The organism is Lysinibacillus sp. 1 U-2021 (genome assembly GCF_029916965.1).
GTDB classification, from domain to species: Bacteria; Bacillota; Bacilli; order Bacillales_A; family Planococcaceae; genus Lysinibacillus; species Lysinibacillus capsici.
In genome coordinates this window covers 4,478,312-4,499,479 of the sequence record NZ_CP123966.1, presented here as the reverse complement: position 1 = coordinate 4,499,479, position 21,168 = coordinate 4,478,312, and the positions used below count along the sequence as shown (strand labels likewise).

26 protein-coding genes are annotated in these 21,168 nt (G+C 37.3%); all 26 read left to right on the top strand.

Going from position 1 to position 21,168, the window contains the following annotated elements; all coding sequences use genetic code 11:
* The first annotated feature begins 231 nt into the window (after nucleotides 1-231).
* The 26 genes from xerC to fliR all read left to right on the top strand — a co-directional run bounded on the left by xerC (nucleotide 232) and on the right by fliR (nucleotide 21,168).
* On the top strand, nucleotides 232-1,131 hold the full coding sequence (gene xerC / locus QH639_RS23935) for a tyrosine recombinase XerC (RefSeq protein ID WP_281115358.1): 900 nt from the start codon (nucleotides 232-234) through the stop codon (nucleotides 1,129-1,131).
* Nucleotides 1,132-1,152: 21 nt separating this feature from the next.
* On the top strand, nucleotides 1,153-1,698 hold the full coding sequence (hslV, locus tag QH639_RS23930) for an ATP-dependent protease subunit HslV (protein WP_004229270.1): 546 nt from the start codon (nucleotides 1,153-1,155) through the stop codon (nucleotides 1,696-1,698).
* Nucleotides 1,698-3,098, top strand: coding sequence for an ATP-dependent protease ATPase subunit HslU (gene hslU, locus QH639_RS23925; protein ID WP_004229268.1), 1,401 nt, complete (start codon nucleotides 1,698-1,700; stop codon nucleotides 3,096-3,098). The genes hslV and hslU overlap by 1 nt, the downstream gene beginning before the upstream one ends.
* An 87-nt stretch (nucleotides 3,099-3,185) precedes the next feature.
* Complete coding sequence (gene codY, locus QH639_RS23920) at nucleotides 3,186-3,965, top strand: GTP-sensing pleiotropic transcriptional regulator CodY (protein ID WP_004229266.1); 780 nt, start codon at nucleotides 3,186-3,188, stop codon at nucleotides 3,963-3,965.
* Nucleotides 3,966-4,877: 912 nt separating this feature from the next.
* Nucleotides 4,878-5,270 (top strand): flagellar basal body rod protein FlgB, encoded by a 393-nt coding sequence (gene flgB / locus QH639_RS23915; RefSeq protein ID WP_048391621.1) that lies wholly within the window; start codon nucleotides 4,878-4,880, stop codon nucleotides 5,268-5,270.
* 3 nt (nucleotides 5,271-5,273) lie between these two features.
* Nucleotides 5,274-5,735: a flagellar basal body rod protein FlgC gene (gene flgC / locus QH639_RS23910; RefSeq protein WP_054550512.1), complete on the top strand. Its 462-nt coding sequence runs from the start codon at nucleotides 5,274-5,276 to the stop codon at nucleotides 5,733-5,735.
* A gap of 26 nt (nucleotides 5,736-5,761) precedes the next feature.
* Complete coding sequence (gene fliE, locus QH639_RS23905) at nucleotides 5,762-6,067, top strand: flagellar hook-basal body complex protein FliE (RefSeq protein ID WP_004269303.1); 306 nt, start codon at nucleotides 5,762-5,764, stop codon at nucleotides 6,065-6,067.
* A gap of 120 nt (nucleotides 6,068-6,187) precedes the next feature.
* Entirely contained in the window at nucleotides 6,188-7,783 is a 1,596-nt protein-coding gene (fliF, locus tag QH639_RS23900; RefSeq protein ID WP_131521904.1) for a flagellar basal-body MS-ring/collar protein FliF, read from the top strand.
* Between the two features lie 15 nt (nucleotides 7,784-7,798).
* The gene (gene fliG, locus QH639_RS23895; protein WP_008180783.1) at nucleotides 7,799-8,812 is read left to right on the top strand and encodes a flagellar motor switch protein FliG; all 1,014 of its coding nucleotides are present in this window, start codon (nucleotides 7,799-7,801) and stop codon (nucleotides 8,810-8,812) included.
* On the top strand, nucleotides 8,805-9,593 hold the full coding sequence (gene fliH / locus QH639_RS23890; RefSeq protein WP_131521903.1) for a flagellar assembly protein FliH: 789 nt from the start codon (nucleotides 8,805-8,807) through the stop codon (nucleotides 9,591-9,593). Before fliG ends, fliH begins: the two co-directional genes overlap by 8 nt.
* A 5-nt stretch (nucleotides 9,594-9,598) precedes the next feature.
* On the top strand, nucleotides 9,599-10,924 hold the full coding sequence (gene fliI, locus QH639_RS23885; protein ID WP_066037836.1) for a flagellar protein export ATPase FliI: 1,326 nt from the start codon (nucleotides 9,599-9,601) through the stop codon (nucleotides 10,922-10,924).
* On the top strand, nucleotides 10,925-11,374 hold the full coding sequence (fliJ, locus tag QH639_RS23880; RefSeq protein ID WP_131521902.1) for a flagellar export protein FliJ: 450 nt from the start codon (nucleotides 10,925-10,927) through the stop codon (nucleotides 11,372-11,374).
* A 4-nt stretch (nucleotides 11,375-11,378) separates the two neighbouring features.
* Nucleotides 11,379-11,987: a MotE family protein gene (locus QH639_RS23875; protein WP_237899663.1), complete on the top strand. Its 609-nt coding sequence runs from the start codon at nucleotides 11,379-11,381 to the stop codon at nucleotides 11,985-11,987.
* Between the two features lie 25 nt (nucleotides 11,988-12,012).
* Nucleotides 12,013-13,290 (top strand): flagellar hook-length control protein FliK, encoded by a 1,278-nt coding sequence (locus QH639_RS23870; protein ID WP_237899666.1) that lies wholly within the window; start codon nucleotides 12,013-12,015, stop codon nucleotides 13,288-13,290.
* 2 nt (nucleotides 13,291-13,292) lie between these two features.
* On the top strand, nucleotides 13,293-13,985 hold the full coding sequence (gene flgD, locus QH639_RS23865) for a flagellar hook assembly protein FlgD (protein ID WP_131521900.1): 693 nt from the start codon (nucleotides 13,293-13,295) through the stop codon (nucleotides 13,983-13,985).
* Nucleotides 13,986-14,000: 15 nt separating this feature from the next.
* On the top strand, nucleotides 14,001-14,369 hold the full coding sequence (locus QH639_RS23860) for a TIGR02530 family flagellar biosynthesis protein (RefSeq protein ID WP_131521899.1): 369 nt from the start codon (nucleotides 14,001-14,003) through the stop codon (nucleotides 14,367-14,369).
* 86 nt (nucleotides 14,370-14,455) lie between these two features.
* Nucleotides 14,456-15,397, top strand: coding sequence for a flagellar basal body rod protein FlgG (gene flgG, locus QH639_RS23855; protein WP_131521898.1), 942 nt, complete (start codon nucleotides 14,456-14,458; stop codon nucleotides 15,395-15,397).
* A gap of 93 nt (nucleotides 15,398-15,490) precedes the next feature.
* A complete protein-coding gene (locus tag QH639_RS23850; RefSeq protein WP_016994570.1) occupies nucleotides 15,491-15,712 on the top strand; it encodes a flagellar FlbD family protein in 222 nt (73 codons plus the stop codon).
* Nucleotides 15,702-16,130 (top strand): flagellar basal body-associated protein FliL, encoded by a 429-nt coding sequence (fliL, locus tag QH639_RS23845; protein WP_237899668.1) that lies wholly within the window; start codon nucleotides 15,702-15,704, stop codon nucleotides 16,128-16,130. The genes QH639_RS23850 and fliL overlap by 11 nt, the downstream gene beginning before the upstream one ends.
* Nucleotides 16,131-16,161: 31 nt before the next feature.
* Complete coding sequence (gene fliM / locus QH639_RS23840; RefSeq protein ID WP_004269290.1) at nucleotides 16,162-17,157, top strand: flagellar motor switch protein FliM; 996 nt, start codon at nucleotides 16,162-16,164, stop codon at nucleotides 17,155-17,157.
* Nucleotides 17,150-18,373, top strand: coding sequence for a flagellar motor switch phosphatase FliY (fliY, locus tag QH639_RS23835; RefSeq protein WP_131521896.1), 1,224 nt, complete (start codon nucleotides 17,150-17,152; stop codon nucleotides 18,371-18,373). The genes fliM and fliY overlap by 8 nt, the downstream gene beginning before the upstream one ends.
* Before the next feature lie 21 nt (nucleotides 18,374-18,394).
* Nucleotides 18,395-18,757 (top strand): response regulator, encoded by a 363-nt coding sequence (locus tag QH639_RS23830; RefSeq protein ID WP_004269288.1) that lies wholly within the window; start codon nucleotides 18,395-18,397, stop codon nucleotides 18,755-18,757.
* 10 nt (nucleotides 18,758-18,767) lie between these two features.
* Nucleotides 18,768-19,445 (top strand): flagellar biosynthetic protein FliO, encoded by a 678-nt coding sequence (locus tag QH639_RS23825; protein ID WP_281115354.1) that lies wholly within the window; start codon nucleotides 18,768-18,770, stop codon nucleotides 19,443-19,445.
* Nucleotides 19,442-20,107: a flagellar type III secretion system pore protein FliP gene (gene fliP / locus QH639_RS23820; protein ID WP_048391597.1), complete on the top strand. Its 666-nt coding sequence runs from the start codon at nucleotides 19,442-19,444 to the stop codon at nucleotides 20,105-20,107. The genes QH639_RS23825 and fliP overlap by 4 nt, the downstream gene beginning before the upstream one ends.
* Nucleotides 20,108-20,120: 13 nt before the next feature.
* Nucleotides 20,121-20,390 (top strand): flagellar biosynthesis protein FliQ, encoded by a 270-nt coding sequence (gene fliQ / locus QH639_RS23815; protein ID WP_004269285.1) that lies wholly within the window; start codon nucleotides 20,121-20,123, stop codon nucleotides 20,388-20,390.
* Between the two features lie 4 nt (nucleotides 20,391-20,394).
* Complete coding sequence (gene fliR / locus QH639_RS23810) at nucleotides 20,395-21,168, top strand: flagellar biosynthetic protein FliR (protein ID WP_004269284.1); 774 nt, start codon at nucleotides 20,395-20,397, stop codon at nucleotides 21,166-21,168.

The window sequence follows — 21,168 nt, the reverse complement described above, 5'->3', positions numbered from 1 at the left end:
AAAATGCTTAATTAGACGTATTTTATTATTTTGTATGAAGTTTTTCTCAAAATATAACTATTTACACTTGCTATATTATGAAGATAGGTTTAGTGTCAATATGTATGTTTATTAATGATCAGGAAAACGATACAAACTTGTAAGAGATGACAAAGGATTGTATATCCGTTATATTACAAGTGTCAGTCATTTAAGAAAATTATTAATAAATTATTGGTGGTGAATCTTTCTGTGTTAGTTTCGTCCCAAGAAGCACTCGAACAGTTCATGCTTTACATCCAAGTTGAAAAGAACTTCTCTGTTCATACAGTGCGAGAATATGAATCAGACCTGCTAGATTTTTTAACCTTTTTACAAACGGAGGGAATCGATGATTTAGCAAGTGTTGAATATATACATGCACGTCTTTATGTAACAAAGTTGTACGATGAGAAAAGGGCAAGGGCTTCTATTTCAAGGAAAATTTCCTCAATACGCTCCTTTTTTCGCTTTCTAAATAGACAGTACGGATTAGATGACGGAGCCTTTCGTTCGCTTTATCATCCGAAAAAAGAATCACGTTTACCTAATTTTTTCTACGAAGAGGAATTGAAACAGTTATTTGATGCGAATACTGGTGATGATTTGAAATCATTAAGAAATCTAGCTATATTAGAGCTGTTATATGCAACAGGTATTCGTGTGAGTGAACTGACTTCAATTCAAGTAGAGGATGTAGATTTTCATTATTCGATTATACGAGTAATGGGCAAAGGTCGAAAAGAACGAATCATTCCATTTGGTCAATTTGCGAGTTTAGCAATGCAGGACTACATAGAGCAAGCTCGTCCACGATTGATGAAAAAAACGAATCATCTGCAGTTGTTTGTCAATATGCGTGGTGGGGAACTTACTCCTAGAGGGGTACGTCATATTTTAAACGAAATGATTGACAAGGCCTCACTCCATACAAAAATTTACCCACACATGCTTCGCCATACTTTTGCTACTCATTTATTGAATAATGGCGCAGATTTACGGACGGTGCAGGAGTTATTAGGTCACTCACATTTATCTTCTACACAAGTTTACACACATGTAACAAAAGAGCATCTTCGTCAAACATATATGAATGCTCATCCAAGGGCATAATAGAGCTAAGGAGGAAGGCAGATGGGACAAATTCATGCAACAACGATATTTGCGGTTCATCATAACGGAGGCTGTGCTATGGCTGGTGATGGCCAAGTAACATTGGGAAATGCAGTTGTGATGAAGGGTACAGCAAGGAAGGTCAGACGTCTGTTTAATGGGCAGGTCCTCGCTGGTTTTGCAGGTTCAGTTGCGGATGCCTTTACACTTTTCGAAATGTTTGAAGGCAAATTAAATGAATATAATGGTAATTTGCAACGTGCAGCCGTTGAGGTAGCGAAGCAATGGCGTGGTGATAAAATGCTGCGTCAGCTCGAAGCGATGCTACTAGTAATGGATAAAACGACTTTATTACTCGTTTCGGGTACAGGAGAAGTGATTGAACCTGATGATGGTATTTTGGCCATTGGCTCTGGGGGCAATTATGCATTGTCTGCGGGTAGAGCATTAAAAAAATATGCAGGTGAAACAATGACTGCTCGTGAAATTGCTGAAGCGGCACTAGAAACAGCTGCTGAGATCTGTGTATTTACAAATCATAATATTATCGTGGAGGCGCTGAACTAATGACACAAAAAAATTTAACGCCAAGACAAATTACTGAGCATTTAGATCGTTACATTGTTGGGCAGAATGAAGCTAAGCGAGCAGTAGCTATTGCGTTACGAAACCGCTATCGTCGTTCGTTGTTAAATGAAGATATGAAGGCTGAAGTTATTCCGAAAAATATTTTGATGATTGGGCCTACTGGTGTCGGTAAAACAGAAATAGCCAGAAGGATTGCAAAGCTTACCAATGCACCTTTTGTAAAAGTTGAAGCGACAAAGTTTACCGAAGTAGGCTATGTGGGTAGAGATGTTGAATCAATGGTTCGTGACTTGGTAGAAGCTTCTCACCGTCTAGTTAAAGAAGAAATGATGGAGTCTGTCAAGGAACAAGCAGAAGAATTAGCAAATGAAGCAATCGTGAAACTTTTGGTGCCTTCTTTACGTAAAAAACAGGCGATGCAAAATCCGTTTGAAATGCTATTTGGTGGGAAAGAACAACCGACAAATGATGATTCATCAGCAGATGATGGAGAAGTTCGCTCGAAGCGTGCTCAAATTGCCATTGATTTACGCAATGGTAAGTTAGAAAATGAGTGGGTTACTGTAGAGGTAACAGAACAAAATCCATCCATTTTTGATGCCTTACAAGGAACTGGGATGGATATGTCTGCGAATAGCGGTATGCAGGATATGCTCTCTAGTTTAATGCCTAAAAAACAGAAAAAGCGCCGTGTGCAAGTAAAAGACGCGCGTCGTATTTTAACAATAGAAGAAGCAAATAAGCTGATAGATGCTGATGAAGTAGCACAGGAAGCCATTAATAGAGCTGAGCAAACGGGTATCATCTTTATTGACGAAATCGATAAAATTGCTAGTAAAGAAGGAAATACTTCGGCGAATGTCTCTCGCGAAGGAGTTCAACGTGACATTTTACCAATTGTAGAAGGTTCTACGGTCACTACGAAGTATGGTGCAGTGAAAACGGATTATATGCTGTTTGTTGCTGCTGGGGCATTTCATATGTCAAAACCATCAGACCTAATTCCCGAGTTACAAGGCCGTTTCCCAATTCGGGTAGAGCTAGAAAAATTAACAAAACAGGATTTTGTCCGTATTTTACAAGAACCAGATCAATCATTAATTTTACAATATAAAGCACTTTTAGAGACAGAAGGCGTAGAAATTCATTTCACAACAGATGCTATTGAACGAATTGCTGAGATAGCAACTGAAGTGAATCAGGAAACAGACAATATCGGAGCTCGTCGTTTACACACGATATTAGAACGTTTACTGGAAGAACTATCGTTTGAGGCATCTGAGATTGCGCCAGCGAGTATCCCGATTAATGCGGCGTATGTGGATCAAAAACTTGCGGGAATAGTAAAAAACAAAGATTTGTCACAGTTTATACTGTAAGATAAAGCTGATTAGTATCATTCAATAGTAAAAACCTTTAGAATATTTAGTAAATACTCTTCGGATTATTTATAGGAGGAACATATAATGAATTTATTAGAAAAAACACGTAAAATTAACTCGATGCTTCAAGCTTCTGCTGGTAAGCCAGTAAACTTTAAGGAAATGGCCGATACATTAGGCGACATTATCGATAGTAATGTCTATATTTTAAGTCGTAAAGGTAAATTATTAGGTATTTCAATTCACCAACAAATTGAAAATGAACGTATGAAAAAAATGTTCGAAGAGAGACAGTTCCCAGAAGAATACACACATAGCTTATTTACGATCTCTGAAACATCATCAAATTTAGATATTAATAATGAACATACTGCTTTCCCAGTAGAAAATAAAGATTTATTCCAAAATGCTTTAACAACAATTGTACCAATCGTTGGCGGTGGTGAGCGTTTAGGCACATTAATCCTTGCTCGTTTATCTTCACAATTTGAAGATGATGATCTAATTTTAGCTGAGTATGGTGCAACGGTAGTTGGTATGGAAATTTTACGTGAAAAATCGGAAGAAATTGAAGAAGAAGCTCGTAGCAAAGCTGTCGTGCAAATGGCTATTAATTCACTTTCGTACAGTGAGTTAGAGGCAATTGAACACATTTTTGAAGAGCTTGATGGTAATGAAGGTTTACTAGTTGCTTCTAAAATTGCTGATCGAGTGGGTATTACACGCTCAGTGATCGTAAACGCATTACGTAAACTTGAATCAGCGGGTGTCATTGAATCTCGCTCTTTAGGCATGAAAGGTACTTATATTAAAGTACTAAACGATAAATTCTTAAATGCTTTAGCAGAAATTAAAATGAAATAAATACTTCTTTTAAGAAGCTAATGAAAGCGTCTATGGTAAACATAGACGCTTTTTATGTTGTTGAAAAAGACCTTTTAGAAAGGTGAGGGGTGCTTTAGGTTTCGTCATCGTCCAATCCAGAGGAGTGTACAATGAATCTGTTAGTCGAACATGAGGAAAAGTGACTTTTCAGACTAGTGATTGTAATTTTTGCTTTTAATGTAGAACGGTGGAGTAGAAGGCTAATTGATTCCCATGTGAGAAAGGGAGACCTTAAACAGAGCAGTAGTTTTGTACTTTAAACTGAGTGAGAAAGAAGTATAGTGGCAAGCCGGTAGGGTGGAATGAAAGCTGATTTCATCTTTCGTATAATGTATTGTTTTTCAAAATAATGGTGGTGTCTATGGTAAATATAGACGCTTTTTTGTGTATTTTCGAAATTTTAGGGCACTTATTTTGTAGAGAATTAATATAAAAACATGGATATCGTTGCTTTTATCCTAAAAATGTTCGATAATTTGTCACTACAATTAGCATATAAAAAATGCTGATATGTTACTTTTGAAGAATGGTGAATAAACTTATAGTCACTGTATAAAAAATACCCCCTTAGTGGTCAATCTAGTAAAAAGGGACCTTTATTTAAAAGGGTTAAAAAAGGCGATTAACCTCATAAAAAGGCATTTTTCACAATAAAATCGTAAACACTGTCGAAATGGTGTAAAATAACTAGATGATTAATAATCTTTACTGAAGCCTAGAGACACAAAGGATGGGGAAGTTTTGTCATGGTTAAGAGGGAGAAAAAATAGGGCGTATAGACTATTAAAAAGTGACAAAAGACAATAGACACTAGGTATCATCTTAATTACAATTGTATTATTGGATAAATTAACAAGTACATAGATTTTAAATAAAATGAGGTGAACAGTTTTGAATTTATTTGGAGGAACTATTAGTAGCCTGGAAAATGGACTTTCCTATGCCACTTTAAATCATAAAACAATCGCAAATAATATCGCGAATGTCGATACACCTAATTATAAGGCGAAAAATGTTAGTTTTAAGGATATGTTGGAAGAGCAGAAGAGCATAGCTATTTCTGCATACCGCACTGATAATAGACATTATGATTTCACGTTTCGACAATCTACACCAGGTGTCAATATTGTTGAGAACTTGCGATATAGAAACAATGGGAATGCTGTAGATATGGATGCTGAGCAAGCGAAATTAGCAGAGAATCAAATTTATTATAATGCGCTAATCGATCGTGTTAATGGGAAATTAAACACATTGAATACCGTTATTAAAGGAGGTAAGTAATAGATGTCTATTTTTCATGGGATGAATACCACTGCCTCCGCATTAACAGCGCAGCGTTTACGTATGGACGTTATTTCTTCTAATATGGCTAACATGGATACAACTCGCGCTCGTCAAGTGAATGGGGAATGGGAACCATATCGACGTAAGTCCGTGACGCTGTCAGCACAAGAAGGACAATTTTCTAATTTTTTGAATATAGCACTAGGTAAAAATGCAAAAAGTGGTGTTGGTAATGGTGTGAAAATTACTCGAATCTCAGAAGATCAAGAAACACCTTTCAAACTTGTATATGACCCAACTCATCCAGATGCAAATGCAGATGGTTATGTAAACATGCCTAACGTCGATCCATTAAAAGAAATGGTTGATTTAATGTCGGCTACTCGTTCTTATGAGGCTAATATAACTGTATTTAATGCGAATAAATCCATGCTTACAAAGGCTTTAGAGATTGGTAAATAAATTTAAGTAGAAAGGAAGATACATACATGGCCATTTCGTCCATTTCGCTAATGACACCTACTCAGGTTGTAAATAACACGAATAAACTGAATGCTACACCTTATGAAGCGCAACAAAGCTTCGCGAACTCGTTAAAAGAAGCAATTGCAAAAGTAAATGATCAACAAATAACTTCTGATAAATTTACTCAGAAGCTAATTAAAGGTGAAGATGTGGAGTTGCATGAAGTGATGATTGCTTCGCAAAAGGCAAGCATTACCCTAAACGCAACAATTGAAGTTCGCAATAAGGTGATTGAAGCTTACCAAGAAATAATGCGCATGAGTGTTTAATTATATTGTAAAGATAAGAAACCTCTTTTCAATATATATTAACAACCACAATTCAGAGTGGCTCATTATGTTCGCGAATTATTGATGGCTAGGTTATTCACTATAACCGGAGGATTCATAATGAATGAACGATTGACAAAAATAAAAAACGACACCAGTCAATTTTGGACAAGTCGAAGTAAAAAGCAAAAAATAGTTATGATTGGCTCCGTGGTAGTTGTAATCGCAATAGCAGCAATTGTGACATTTTTTGCTTCCAAAACTACATATGTTCCACTTTATAAAGATTTATCAACACGGGAAATTGGACAGGTAAAGGAAGCGCTAGATTCCCAAGGTGTGACTTATCAAATTGCTCCAGGTGGAACATCTATTTTAGTGCCAGAAGAACAAGTTGACTCCTTATTAGTGCAATTAGCTTCAGAGGGATATCCACAAACAGGTTCAATCGATTACTCATTTGCTAATAGTTCAGGTTTTGGTATGACTGATAATGAATTTAACCTATTAAAAAAAGCAGCTACTGAAACTGAAATTGCTAAACTTTTCAAAAATCTGGAAGGTGTAAAAGATGCAAAAGTGATGATTACTGTTCCTGAGGAAGGTGTATTCGTAACGGATGTTCAGGGAGAGGCAACAGCATCTATCGTTTTAAATACTGATCCTGGCTATAAATTTACGGAACAGCAAATAACTACAATGTACAATTTAGTGTCAAAAAGTATTCCGAATTTAAAGACTGAAAATATCGTGATCTCTAACCAATTTTCAGAGTACTTTGATCTGAATGCAGCAACAGCTGATGGTACTTCCACAACAACAGCTGAAGGCCAGTTACAAATGAAGAAATTGGTAGAACGAGATCTACAACGTCAAGTGCAAAATATGCTTGGAACGTTGATGGGACAAGATAAAGTAATGGTTTCTGTCACAACGGATATTGATTTCAAGAAAGAAAATCGTGAAGAAAATCTTGTGACACCAGTTGACGAAGAAAATATGGAAGGTATTGCCATAAGTGCTCAGCGAATTACAGAGCAATATTCTGGTACAGGCGCAGCTGCCGCTGCTGGAACACCTGAAGCTGAAACAACTACTGATAACTTCACAACTTATAATGAAGGTACAGCAGGAAATGGTGATTACGAGCGTACGGAAGAAACGATTAATAATGATGTGAACCGTATACGTAAGGATATTCAAGAAGCTCCTTATAAAATTCAGGATATTGGGATTCAAGTAATTGTTGAACCACCGACAGCAACTGATGCAGCGTCATTACCAGACGGTGTTCGAGAAGATATTGAGAAAATTTTAAGTACAATTGTACGTACAACAATTTCCAAAGACGTAGCAGCAGAACTTACTCAAGAGCAGATCGATGAAAAAGTGGCGGTATCTGTACAACCATTATACGGTAAGGCAACAGAGGTAGCTGATGAAAAACCAATCATTCCATGGTGGGTTTGGGTTATCGGAGGTATCTTGTTAGCTGTTATCTTATTACTAGCATTCTTCATTATCCGTTCACGTAAACGTGCGAAGGAAGAAGAAGAGTTAAGTATCCTAGAAGAACAAGAAGAATTAATGGTTGATGATATTAATGAAGAAATTGAAACGGAAGCTACAATGCGTCGTAAGCAGCTAGAAAAAATGGCCAAAGATAAGCCAGACGATTTTGCAAAGTTACTGCGTAGTTGGATTGCTGAAGACTAACTAGGAGGTTCGGCTGTGTCCAAGAAAGATAAAGAATTAACCGGAAAACAAAAGGCCGCTCTCTTGTTAATTTCATTAGGGCCTGAAGTTTCAGCTTCTGTCTATAAGCATTTAACAGAGGAAGAAATTGAACGTTTAACATTAGAGATTTCAAGTGTTAAAAAAGTAGAATCAAATGTAAAAGAAGAAATTATTGAAGAATTTCACAATATTGCACTCGCGCAGGACTATATCACACAAGGTGGTATTGGCTATGCAAAAACAGTATTAGAAAAAGCACTTGGCGTAGAACAAGCACAAACAATCATCAATCGACTAACATCTTCTTTACAAGTACGCCCGTTTGATTTTGCTAGAAGAGCTGATCCAGCGCAAATTTTTAACTTTATCCAAAATGAACATCCTCAAACAATTGCCCTAATCCTCTCTTATTTAGAGGCAGGGCAAGCAGGGGTTATTTTATCTTCTTTACCACAGGAAGTACAAGCTGACATTGCTAAACGTATAGCGGTCATGGAATCGACTTCACCAGAAGTGATTAGCGAAATTGAATCTGTGTTAGAGCGTAAATTATCATCAACCGTTACGCAGGATTATACAGAAACCGGCGGTATTGATGCAGTCGTTGAAGTTTTAAATGGAGTAGATCGACAAACAGAAAAAACAATACTCGATGCACTGGAAATACAAGACCCAGAACTTGCAGAGGAAATCAAAAAACGTATGTTTGTGTTCGAGGATATTGTTACACTCGACAATCGTTCCATTCAGCGTGTTATTCGTGATTGCGAAAACGAAGACTTACTGCTTTCAATGAAGGTATCAAGTGAAGAGGTAAAAGATATTATATTCCGTAATATGTCACAACGTATGGCTGAAACATTTAAAGAAGAAATGGAAATTATGGGACCTGTACGTTTACGTGACGTAGAGGAGGCACAATCTCGAATTGTTGCTGTTATTCGTCGTCTAGAGGATGCTGGAGAGATTATTATTGCTCGTGGTGGAGGAGATGACGTCATTGTCTAGAATCATCCGTTCTATTTACACTAAATCTGATAGCGATAATGTCAAAGAAATTCAAATCCGCGATATGTTTGAAGCGATGGAAGAATACCAAGAAGAAGAGCCTCCTCAGCATCAATTAACGTTGGATGAAGTCGTGGCAGAGCGAGATCGTTTACTTACTGAAGCAAGAACTGCTTTGCAAGCTGAACGAGAGATGTTTGAACAGGAAAAGCATAGGCACTTTCAAGAGATTGAACATTTAAAGCTAAGTTGGGAGGAAGAGAGACCCAATCGTGTTCAAGAAGCTTATGATGAGGGATTTGGACAAGGCTATGAAGATGGCGTGAATAAGGCCACCGAAGCAATGGCTCAGTCACTTCAAACAGCGAACGAAATAATGATGTTAGCGAAAGAAAATGCTCAAAAATATATTGAGGATCAAGAAGCGGTAATTTTAGAGTTAGGTTTAACTGCGGCAGAAAGAATTATTGGTACTTCTTTAGAACAGGATAACGAACTATTTGTATCGATTGTGCGTAGAGGGCTGAAAGAAGCAAGAGAAATGAAGGAAATTAAAATTTATGTTTCGCCAGCTTATTATGCTTTAATTACGACCAACCGAGATGAATTAGCAGAAATGTTCCCAATAGACGTACCATTTATGATTTTTGTTAATGAAGATTTAGATAATGAGACAGATTGCTATATTGAAACAAATCATGGGCGAATTATGGTTAGCATCGATGAGCAATTAAATGCACTGAGATTAAAGTTACATGAAATATTAGAGAGTAAGGAATGATCTTGATGAAAGCGGCTCAATTAATTGAACAAATTCCGCATATCCCAACTTTTAAAAAGTTCGGTAGGGTTACTAGAGTTGTTGGCTTAATGATTGAGTCGCAAGGTCCAGATAGTTCTATAGGTGATGTCTGTAAAATTCATGTGGAAACTGTAAATCATGGACACCAGATTATTTTAGCAGAGGTCGTTGGCTTTAAAGATGAAATAGTCGTCTTGATGCCTTTTACCTCTTTACGTGAAATATCTATTGGCTGCCTTGTCGAAGGAACGGGAGCCCCACTGGAAGTAAAAGTGGGTCCTGAGTTAATCGGCAAAGTATTAGATTCTATGGGAAATCCAATTGATGGCACTCTATTACCTAAAGGTCTCATGACAGTCCCTACAGAGCAAGATCCACCAAACCCACTAACTCGTCCACCAATTAATGAAAGGCTTGAAGTGGGAGTCAAGGCAATTGACGGTATGCTAACAGTTGGAAATGGACAACGTGTTGGTATTTTCGCGGGTTCAGGGGTAGGTAAAAGTACTTTACTTGGTATGATCGCAAGAAATACACAAGCAGATTTGAATGTCATTGCGCTAATAGGTGAGCGTGGTCGTGAGGTTCGGGAATTCATCGAACGTGATTTGGGTGCTGAGGGCTTAAGTCGATCGATTGTTGTTGCAGCTACCTCTGATCAACCGGCATTAATGCGGATTAAAGGGGCATTTACAGCTACAGCAATCGCCGAATATTTTAGAAATCGAGGCTTAAATGTCATGCTGATGATGGATTCCGTGACACGTGTGGCTATGGCACAACGTGAAATTGGACTTGCCACAGGAGAACCACCAGCACAAAAAGGTTATACGCCTTCTGTTTTTGCGATATTGCCTAAATTACTAGAACGTACAGGCACTAATGAAAAGGGTTCTATAACAGCATTCTATACTGTTTTAGTAGATGGTGACGATATGAATGAGCCCATTGCGGATACTGTGCGAGGGATATTAGATGGTCATATTGTATTGGATCGAAATCTTGCCAACAAAGGGCAATATCCAGCCATAAACGTCTTGAAAAGTGTGAGTCGTTTGATGAATCATGTTGCAGAGCCAACTCATAAGAAAGCTGCTGAACGATTAAGAGAACTCTATTATACTTACGACAAATCAGAGGATTTGATCAATATTGGTGCTTATAAAAGAGGAACCTCTAAAGAAATTGATGAAGCAATTCATTATGAACCGCTCATTACTGCTTATCTTAAACAGGGTTACTTAGATAAAGTGACACTTGAAGAAAGTGTCAATGAGTTAATAACATTATCGAACGGTGGTGCGAAATAGATGGTCAGTTATGTGTATCGTTTTGAAAAAGTATTAACAATTCGCGAACAAGAAAAAAACGAAACCGAAATGGCTTATAAGGAATCTGTCCGTTCTTTTGAAGAAATAGCAACGAAATTATATGAATTGCTAAAAAAGAAAGAAGATTTAATTGCATTCCAGCAGGAGCGTTTAATGGTTGGTTCATCCATAAATGAAATCCATCATTATAGTCGTTTTATTGATAGTCTCGAAAAAACAATTGCAGATGTACAACAGAAAGTGATACAAGCTCGTGCAAAGATGAATTGGCACGAAGAAAAACTATTAGAAAAAAACTTGGAAGTACGTAAATTTGAAAAAATGAGAGAAAAGGATTTTAAGCATTTCCAACAAGAGCAAGATCGTATAGAAAGCCTTTTTTTAGATGAAATTTCATTACAAACGTATAACAAGAAAGAAATCAGGTGATTTCATGGCAAAGAAAGACAATCGATTAGCAACAGAGTTAGTAGAAGAGCAACCAAAGAAAAAATCTGGGGGCTTTCTTAAGTTTTTTACTTGGATTGTACTGCCGATTATGTTTGTAGTAGCGGTTTTGCTTGTTGTGGCAACTTTAATGAATACAAATGTCTTTGATTTAGGAAAAAAGGCAATTGGTAGTATACCTTTTATCCCCTCAGAAGAACAACAAGCAAAGGATGCTGTCGTTAATAACGACTCTAAAATAGTGAGTTTACAGGCAGAGGTACAAGAAAAAGAAGCAGAGATTACCCAGCTTCAAAAAAAATTAGATTCAACAATAACTGAAAAAGAGAAGCTGCTGACAGAAAAGGAACAGCTTCAATTTGAAATTGAAAAATTAAATCGTGAACAAGATGATGTGAAGCGTGATTTTAACGATATTTTATCAACATTTGATAAGATGTCGCCGAAAGCTGCGGCACCTGTCTTAATCAATATGAGTGATACAGAAGCACTGAGGATTTTAACGAATTTAAAGCCAGATAAATTAGCAGCTATTTTAGAGAAAATGGATGCAAAAGATGCAGCAAAATATACGGAGCTTATGGCTAAACAGTAGGATAATTGAAAGGAGGTGAAAAATAGTGGATGTAGCAATGATGCAAATGATTAATAAAACAGTACCTACTAAAACTGCAGCAACAAAGTCAACAACAGTTGGAAACGCTGAAGGAAAAATAGACAGTACACCGAAGAAAGAAAATTTATCAAATTTTGGTTCTGTTTTTGGGCAAGTATTAACTTCTTCAACCCAAACAACTCAAACAACCCAGTCAACACAGACGTTCTCAACAAATGAACTCGAGGATTTACAAGCGTTATTAAATGCTGACTCAATGGAGGAAGTACTAGATTTACTAGGGATTACTCACGATGATGGCTTATTAATGCTTCAGCTTGGTGAAGACGGAAAAGCAGTGGCGATGGATGAAATGCTTAATTTAGACAATATATTAAACGCATTAGGCATTAATGAAGAGCAGCTGCAAAAAATAGTTCAACAGCTACTAGGAGAAGAAAAGGAAGCAAGTGATGTTTGGGAGCTCTTAACATTAGTAGATGCTCAAGCGCCGGTACTACAGGCGAATATAAGCACGGCTTTACAAGGTGAAGGTCATGTGACACCAAAAGAGGCATCACAACTTCTCCAAGTGTTGAAATTAGCGCAATTAGTAGGGCAAAAGACAGACTTAACAGCATCCCAAGAAGATCTGTTAACGACTGTGAAGAGCCTATTAACGTCATTACAAACGCAGGTAGGAACTTTGCAGGTAACAACAAAAACAACTGTTACATTGCCATTACAAGGCTTCCAGCAAGTAGTTCATCAAGTCCAAGTGATCAAACAAAGTGAAACAACTACAAATGACATGGTTACGCCACAAACTGTACAAACGAAACCAGACACATTCCATGTAACGTTACCAACGGCGAAGCCTGCTCAATCAGAAGCTTTACTAAAAGAAATGCAAGCTATTATCAATCGAGCACAGATTTCGAATGCTCAAGGTATTACACGTTTAACCATAAAATTGTATCCAGAAAATCTAGGGACGGTTCGTATTGAACTTGTACAAAATGATGGTGTCCTTACAGCCCGTTTGCTGGCTTCTACAGCTCATGGACGTGAATTACTTGATAGTCAAGCACACCAGCTAAAACAGGCATTTACTCAGCAAAATATACAAGTAGATCGCCTTGATATTGCACAATCTCTGCAAGATGCCGATCGTCAACAACGTGATCAAAGCTTCTTCAATAATTTCTTTAAACAACAGCAGGAAGAAGAACAGGATCAAAAAAGTGATGATGAAGATGAAGGAATGTCCTTTAGTGACTATTTAATAAGTGAGGAGGTGTAAAAATGGCAGATACAACTACGAAAGTGACAAATCCGGCTATAACTGATGATCTTTATTACTCAAATTATCAGAAGCCAGTGAAGCAAACAGGCAATAGTGAGCTTGGCAAAGATGCCTTTCTACAATTGTTAATTACACAATTACAGCATCAGGATCCAACGAATCCAATGGATGATCGAGAATTTATTTCTCAAATGGCGCAGTTCTCTTCTTTAGAGCAAATGCAAAATATGACAAAGGCAATGGAATCTTTACTAGCATCTCAGCAACAAACACAGATGATGAGTTATACAACTTTTATAGGCAAAGAAGTCAAATGGCATGAGATTACAGAGGGGAAAGATGAAAAAGGAAATCCTGTGGTTAATGAAGGAACAGGCGTAATTGAATCTCTTAAATTTGTAGATGGTAATGTTGTGTTCAAATTAGCTGATGGGAAAGAGATTGCTCCTGGTAATATATCTGGTATTTTAGGTGGAGCTAGCGACTCTAGTTCAAATGGCAATAATAATGTACCAGAATCTCCATTAGTGAAGGCTAGCCAATTGATTGGTAAAAATGTAACGTATAAAGACGGTGATCAAGAACTAAAAGGACGAATCGTCTCTGTTTCCAATAAAGATGGGGTCATTAATTACGTACTAGATAATGATAAAAGACTAACAGATAGAGATTTTACAGTGATTAGCGAATAAAGGTGGAGAAAAGTGATGGATAAATTTTCAATTCATCGTGTACCCTTGCATCCATCTATTCGTACCACACAACCTAAGCCAGTCAATACACAACAATCATTTAAAGCTCATTTACAGGAAGCTTCTAAACAAGAGCTAAAGGTGAGTAAGCATGCGAATGAACGTATTATTGAGCGTAAAATTAATATCACTGAACAAGAATGGCAGGTTGTATCGGATAAGGTATTTGAAGCACACTCAAAAGGTGTCAAACAACCATTAGTCTTGATGGATCAAGCAGCTTTAATTGTCAGTGCTAAAAACGCTACTGTCATTACAGCAATGGATCGCACGGAAGCAAAACAGCAGTTATTTACAAATATTGATGGCACGATTGTGCTTTAAAGGCTGGACCTTCTTACGTAAGGAAGCCTTGGTGATGCTGAGTGATAGAAGCTCACCTATATAAAACGAAGGGAGAACGAAAACATATGTTACGTTCTATGTATTCAGGTATTTCAGGTCTTAAAAACTTCCAAACAAAGCTAGATGTGATTGGTAATAATATTGCCAACGTGAACACTTATGGCTTTAAAAAAGGGCGAGTAATTTTCAAAGATTTAATGTCGCAAACACAGGCAGGTGCCTCTGGTCCGAGTTTGACAGCAGGTGGTACGAATCCTCAACAGGTAGGATTAGGTTCAAGCTTAGCAACAATTGATACTATTCATGGATCTGGATCACGCCAAACTACTGGTCGTGTTTTGGATATTGCTGTTGAGGGTGAAGGCTTCTTTATGGTTGCGAAATACAATCCAGATGGTGACGGAGAATCAGTTGCGGGAGAAAACTTTGACAGTGTAGCTTACACACGCGCTGGAAACTTCTATATGGATGAGCAAGGTTTCTTAGTAGATGCATCAGGGAACTATGTAGTTGGTATCCAAGGTTGGGAAGGAACAGCTGAAGACGATGTGGATTTACCACTTGTTGAAGATGCTGGCACGGCACTAGAATACGATTCGGAAGATTGGGACGAATTACAAACTGAAGTAACAGGGACCCGAATCCGAATCCCGACAGATGCACAATCAATGTCTATAAGTACGGATGGTAAAGTTACATTCGTAGATAGTGAAGGGCTTAAATTTGCTGGTCAAATTGTAATGGCTAAATTTCCGAATGCTGAAGGTTTAACAAAAGAAGGGAATAACTACTTCCAAGAAAGTGCAAACTCTGGAGCAGTTCAAATAGGTGTAGGTAATACATTTGGTATCGGTAAAGCTGTTTCAGGTGCTCTTGAAATGTCGAACGTAGACCTTTCAGAGGAATTTACTGAGATGATTGTGGCACAACGTGGTTTCCAAGCAAATACGCGTATCATCACAACATCTGATGAAATATTACAAGAGCTAGTAAACTTAAAACGATAATAATATAGTCCTTTCAAAACGGACGTTTTAACAAACATATTTTCATATGAGGGAGGGTCGGGCCGGCTCTCATGCTAGACCCGGCCCTAATTCATGATTGAACTAACACGTCTAAATGGCAAAGCATTTACATTAAATGCTTTATACATAGAAACAGTCGAATCATTTCCAGATACGACTATTACATTAACAACTGGAACAAAATTAATTGTTTTAGAGAGTGAAGAAGAGGTGCGACAAAAGGTAACTGCCTTTTATAACAATATACAAATACTATCCAACCCGCATCTACGAGGTGAAGAAGATGAAGAATAATAAAATGCTAACAATGATTATTATTTTACTAGTAGCAGTCATTTTGATTGGGGTTATTTTGTTTGTATTGCTTACGCAATTTAATAAACCCACAGGAGCTGTTGAGCCGTCCATTGATGAGATTGTAGAGGCAACAGTGGAGATACCAGAGATCACGACAAATCTTGCAGATAAAAGAGTTGTTCGCTTGTCATTGAAAATTCAAACGACAAGCAAGGAAGCGGGTGCAGAGTTAACAAAGCGCGTTTTCCAAGTGCAAAATATCGCCATTCAAGAGCTTTCTGAAATGGAGCAAAAGGACTTAGAAGGTAAGCAAGGGAAACAAATTTTCCAAAAATCATTAAAAACAAGATTAAATGAGTTGATGCAAGAGGGAGAAGTCCAGGAAGTATATTTTACCTCCTTCATTACTCAATAAAACAGAAACTGCTTGAATTGGAGGTGGGCAAATGGCAGGAGATGTGTTATCTCAATCTGAGATAGATGCGCTGCTTTCCGCTATATCGACAGGGGAAATGTCAGCGGATGACATAAAAAAAGAGGACGAGGGACGTAAGGTTAAAGTTTATGATTTTAAACGAGCACTTCGCTTCTCAAAAGATCAAATCCGAAGTTTGACCCGAATACATGAAAATTTCGCACGACTATTGACAACCTTTTTCTCTGCACAGCTTAGAAGCTATGTACAAATTACGGTTGCATCAGTAGACCAAATACCATTTGAAGAGTTTGTTCGTTCCATTCCAAATATGACACTCATTAATGTATTTGAAGTGCCACCATTAGATGGTAATATATTGATGGAAATTAATCCTAATATTGCCTATTCGATGTTAGATCGCCTAATGGGCGGTAGTGGGGCAAGTCATAGTAATGTAGATAACCTAACGGAAATAGAAACAAAAATTATGACAAACCTTTTTGAACGCTCATTCGACAATTTACGCGAAGCATGGGAAAATGTTGCGGAAATTGATCCAATATTAGTGGAACTTGAAGTAAATCCACAATTTTTACAAATGATTTCACCTAATGAAACGGTTGTCGTAATTTCGTTAAATACGATAATTGGTGAGACAAGCGGTATGATTAATATTTGTATTCCACATGTTGTATTGGAGCCAATTGTTCCAAATCTTTCGGTTCGCTATTGGATGCAAACCAATACGAAAGAGATGTCACCAGAGCAAACAAAAATGCTTGAAACACGTGTGAAACAAGCCCAATTACCACTTTCAGTTGAATTAGGATTAACGGACATCACTATTGAAGATTTCCTAACAATGCAAGTTGGAGATGTCATACAGTTAGATCAAAAAATTGAAGCGCCATTATTACTAAAAGTAGGTACATTGCCAAAGTTCACTGTTCAACCAGGTAAAAAAGGCAAAAAATTAGCAATCCAGATTATCGACCCTTTGAAAGGAGGAGACGAAGATGAGTGATGAAATGCTCTCCCAAGAAGAAATTGAAGCGCTATTAAGGGGCGAGACGTTGGGAGATAAAAACAACGACACTGATGCTTCAACAAATGAAGAAATAAATGAGATACGAGTGGAGGATTACCTTGATTCGTTTGCACAAGATGCATTAGGAGAGGTAGGCAATATATCCTTTGGTAGCTCTGCCACAGCTCTTTCAGCGTTATTGGGTCAAAAAGTAGATATTACAACTCCAAGTATTTCAATGATTAATCGTAATAAATTAGAAGAGGAATTTCCTCATCCATATGTAGCTGTACAAGTTGAATATACAATTGGTTTGACAGGTATGAATTTACTTGTTATTAAACAATCTGATGCAGCAATTATCGCAGATTTAATGTTAGGTGGCGATGGATTAAATCCTAAGCCAGACTTAGGTGAAATTCAGCTAAGTGCTGTTCAAGAGGCTATGAATCAAATGATGGGCTCAGCTGCTACATCTATGTCGACGGTCTTCAACAAAAAAGTAGATATTTCTCCACCGACAATTGATTTAATGAACATCTCGCAAGATGAAGGTCGAGAAAATATCCCAGAAGACGATTTGCTGGTGAAAGTTTCATTTAGATTAAGAATTGGTAATTTAATTGATTCGAATTTAATGCAATTATTACCGCTTAAATTTAGTCAAAATATTGTAAAATCATTATTAGGTGAAACAGGAGTGTTTGAGGAACCGGTGGCAGCAACTATTGCACCTGAGGCTCCACCAGTTACACCACCGCCTGTTCAACAGCAAATACCTGTAGCACCACCATCTGAACAACCAGTTTATCAACAGCAGTCAGCACCGATGCAGCAACCGATTTATCAGGAGCCACAACAATTTGCACAACCAGCAAGACCTGCACAACCTGTAAATGTGCAACAAGCGCAGTTTGCTAGCTTCGATACAAATGTAATCTCTCAATCCGAAGCTAGAAATTTAAATATGCTACTTGATATTCCATTGCAAGTTACTGTAGAGTTAGGACGTACGAAACGTTCTGTTAAAGAGATTTTAGAACTATCAAGTGGTTCAATTATTGAACTGGATAAATTAGCGGGAGAACCGGTTGATATTTTAGTCAATAATCGTTTAATTGCTAAAGGGGAAGTCGTTGTTATTGACGAAAACTTTGGTGTCCGTATTACAGATGTTTTAAGTCAAGCAGAGCGTTTAAATAATTTAAGATAGTTTCAATTGGAGGAGTTAACCATGTCTAAAAGAATTTTGATTGTAGACGACGCTGCATTTATGCGCATGATGATCAAGGATATTTTATCAAAAAATGGATTTGAAGTTGTTGGAGAGGCAGCAGATGGTTTACAAGCTGTCGAAAAGTACAATGAACTAAAACCAGATTTAGTAACAATGGATATCACAATGCCAGAGATGGACGGTATTGCAGCCCTTAAAGCTATTAAGGGAACAGATCCAAGTGCAACTGTAATTATGTGTTCAGCAATGGGGCAACAAGCAATGGTAATCGATGCGATTCAAGCTGGTGCTAAAGACTTTATCGTAAAACCTTTCCAAGCAGATCGTGTAATTGAAGCGATTCAAAAAGCGCTAGGATGATTGCATGAAAATGTTAAAATCATTTCGTTTAACGATGATTTTCGCATTTCTTGTATCCTTCCTGTTTTTGTACCCGACACCGACTTCTGTCTATGCAGACGCTGATACAAATAGTGTCACGGATTGTATTAAAGACCCAGAAGCTTGTAATGGAGATACGACTGATCCAGCTGCTAAACAAGAAACAACTGTAACAGCAGCTGGAGATATATCTGCATGGGAATACATAAAAATGGTTTTGGCGCTTATTTTTGTTGTAGCTTTATTTTATGGATTGATGAAGTTTTTAAATAAACGAAATTTAAACTTCCAACGTAATCAAATGGTACAAAATTTAGGCGGTTTATCGTTAGGTGCGCAAAAGTCAGTTCAACTTTTACAGGTAGGTAAAACATTGTATTTAGTTGGGGTCGGAGAAGACGTTCAGCTTTTACGAGAAATTACAGACCCTGAAGAAGTTGAAGCTCTTTTAGCCCTATATAACGAAAGGCAAGAATTTGCAGCAACATCACCGTATATTGCAGAAGTATTTTCTAAGTTTAAGAGAAAAGATAGCGCGAAGGTGCAAAATGAGCAGCAAAAGCAAGATTCATTTGGCAATCTATTCGAAAAAAAGCTATCAGAAATAAAACAGGAGCGTAGTGATGAGATAGAGAGATGGAAGCAGAAGGAGAAGAATGGTAAATGAATGATTTAATCAATATTTTTTCCAACAGCGATCCAACGAATGTCTCTACATCTGTAAAGCTCTTACTTTTACTAACAGTTTTATCACTTGCACCAAGTATTTTAATTTTAATGACATCCTTTGCTCGTATAGTCATAGTCTTATCCTTTGTGCGTACAGCATTGGCAACACAGCAAATGCCACCAAATCAAGTGATCATTGGGCTGGCACTATTTTTAACATTTTTTATCATGGCACCAACCTTTCAAGAGGTCAATAAAGAGGCATTACAACCATTGTTTGCTGAAGAAATTGGTATAGAAGAAGCCTATGACCGTGCTAGTGTGCCATTTAAAGAGTTTATGAGTAAGCATACTAGGCAAAAAGATCTTGATTTGTTTTTAACATATAATCAAGCAGAAAAACCAGCATCAGTGGAGGAAATCCCACTGACTATGCTTGTACCTGCCTTTGCTTTAAGTGAAATTAAAACAGCATTTCAAATTGGTTTTATGATTTTTATTCCATTCCTAGTGATCGATATGATTGTCGCGAGTACATTAATGTCGATGGGGATGATGATGTTACCGCCAGTAATGATTTCATTGCCATTTAAAATTTTATTATTTGTACTGGTTGATGGCTGGTATCTCGTTATGAAATCGTTACTACAAAGTTTTTAGGGGATGATACAGTATGACAGGTGAGTTGGTTATTTCCATTGCAGAGCGTGCTATAATGATTATCCTTCTAACAAGCGGTCCGCTACTATTAGTTGCTTTAATCTCGGGTTTAGCGGTAAGTATCTTTCAAGCCACAACTTCGATACAAGAGCAAACGTTAGCATTTGTACCAAAAATTATTGCTGTCTTAGTGGCCATCGTATTCTTTGGCCCTTGGATGCTATCTCAAGTTACAAGCTATGCGAGAGACATATTCGAGAATTTAACGCGATATATAGGGTGAGTACATGAATGAATTAATTCCGCATTTAACGGTTTTCTTATTAGTACTTGTACGTGTCTCAGCCTTTTTTGCTACGGTTCCTTTTTTTTCCTATAGAACCATTCCACCTCAAGTCAAAATTACTCTCGCACTGGTTTTAGCTTGGATGATGTACTATACAATTGATGTTGAGCCATTTGCATTCAATGATGATTACATATTATTAGTGATGAAAGAAGCACTAGTTGGACTATTACTCGGTCTAATGGGCTATATCATCATGTCCGCAATTCAAATTGCAGGAAGCTTTATCGATTTTCAAATGGGTTTTGCCATTGCCAATATAATTGACCCGCAAACAGGTGCTCAAAGTCCATTAATCGGTCAGTTTTTTAATATGCTAGCACTGCTTTTATTGTTAGCGATTGATGGCCATCATATGATTCTTAATGGAATCTACTACAGCTATCAATTTTTCCCGATGGATCAATTCCCAAGTTTTATGAACGAAAACTTTCCTCAATTTATTATCACAACTTTCACAGCAGTTTTTGCCATAGCATTCCAGATGGCTGCTCCTGTTGTAGCGACCTTATTCTTGGTCGATTTAGCTTTAGGGATCACTGCAAAAACAGTACCGCAATTAAATATATTTGTTGTCGGTTTTCCTATTAAAATTGGTGTTAGTTTTTTAGTGTTATTTACAATGATGGCCGTTATGATTCAAGTTATTCAAAAGCTTATTACGATAATGATTTATGGGATGCGTGATTTAATGGCCATTTTAGGTGGTGGATAA

Bases quoted from the DNA above. Each gene is read 5' to 3' on its own strand.
- fliE (WP_004269303.1), top strand. From the start codon at position 5,762: ATGGCCATTTCGTCCATTTCGCTAATGACACCTACTCAGGTTGTAAAT.
- codY (WP_004229266.1), top strand. From the start codon at position 3,186: ATGAATTTATTAGAAAAAACACGTAAAATTAACTCGATGCTTCAAGCT.
- QH639_RS23825 (WP_281115354.1), top strand. From the start codon at position 18,768: ATGTTAAAATCATTTCGTTTAACGATGATTTTCGCATTTCTTGTATCC.
- QH639_RS23850 (WP_016994570.1), top strand. From the start codon at position 15,491: ATGATTGAACTAACACGTCTAAATGGCAAAGCATTTACATTAAATGCT.
- QH639_RS23830 (WP_004269288.1), top strand. From the start codon at position 18,395: ATGTCTAAAAGAATTTTGATTGTAGACGACGCTGCATTTATGCGCATG.
- fliL (WP_237899668.1), top strand. From the start codon at position 15,702: ATGAAGAATAATAAAATGCTAACAATGATTATTATTTTACTAGTAGCA.
- fliQ (WP_004269285.1), top strand. From the start codon at position 20,121: ATGACAGGTGAGTTGGTTATTTCCATTGCAGAGCGTGCTATAATGATT.
- flgC (WP_054550512.1), top strand. From the start codon at position 5,274: ATGTCTATTTTTCATGGGATGAATACCACTGCCTCCGCATTAACAGCG.
- hslV (WP_004229270.1), top strand. From the start codon at position 1,153: ATGGGACAAATTCATGCAACAACGATATTTGCGGTTCATCATAACGGA.
- fliY (WP_131521896.1), top strand. From the start codon at position 17,150: ATGAGTGATGAAATGCTCTCCCAAGAAGAAATTGAAGCGCTATTAAGG.
- flgD (WP_131521900.1), top strand. From the start codon at position 13,293: ATGGCAGATACAACTACGAAAGTGACAAATCCGGCTATAACTGATGAT.
- fliP (WP_048391597.1), top strand. From the start codon at position 19,442: ATGAATGATTTAATCAATATTTTTTCCAACAGCGATCCAACGAATGTC.
- QH639_RS23860 (WP_131521899.1), top strand. From the start codon at position 14,001: ATGGATAAATTTTCAATTCATCGTGTACCCTTGCATCCATCTATTCGT.
- fliF (WP_131521904.1), top strand. From the start codon at position 6,188: ATGAATGAACGATTGACAAAAATAAAAAACGACACCAGTCAATTTTGG.
- flgG (WP_131521898.1), top strand. From the start codon at position 14,456: ATGTTACGTTCTATGTATTCAGGTATTTCAGGTCTTAAAAACTTCCAA.
- fliJ (WP_131521902.1), top strand. From the start codon at position 10,925: ATGGTCAGTTATGTGTATCGTTTTGAAAAAGTATTAACAATTCGCGAA.
- QH639_RS23875 (WP_237899663.1), top strand. From the start codon at position 11,379: ATGGCAAAGAAAGACAATCGATTAGCAACAGAGTTAGTAGAAGAGCAA.
- hslU (WP_004229268.1), top strand. From the start codon at position 1,698: ATGACACAAAAAAATTTAACGCCAAGACAAATTACTGAGCATTTAGAT.
- fliI (WP_066037836.1), top strand. From the start codon at position 9,599: ATGAAAGCGGCTCAATTAATTGAACAAATTCCGCATATCCCAACTTTT.
- fliM (WP_004269290.1), top strand. From the start codon at position 16,162: ATGGCAGGAGATGTGTTATCTCAATCTGAGATAGATGCGCTGCTTTCC.
- fliR (WP_004269284.1), top strand. From the start codon at position 20,395: ATGAATGAATTAATTCCGCATTTAACGGTTTTCTTATTAGTACTTGTA.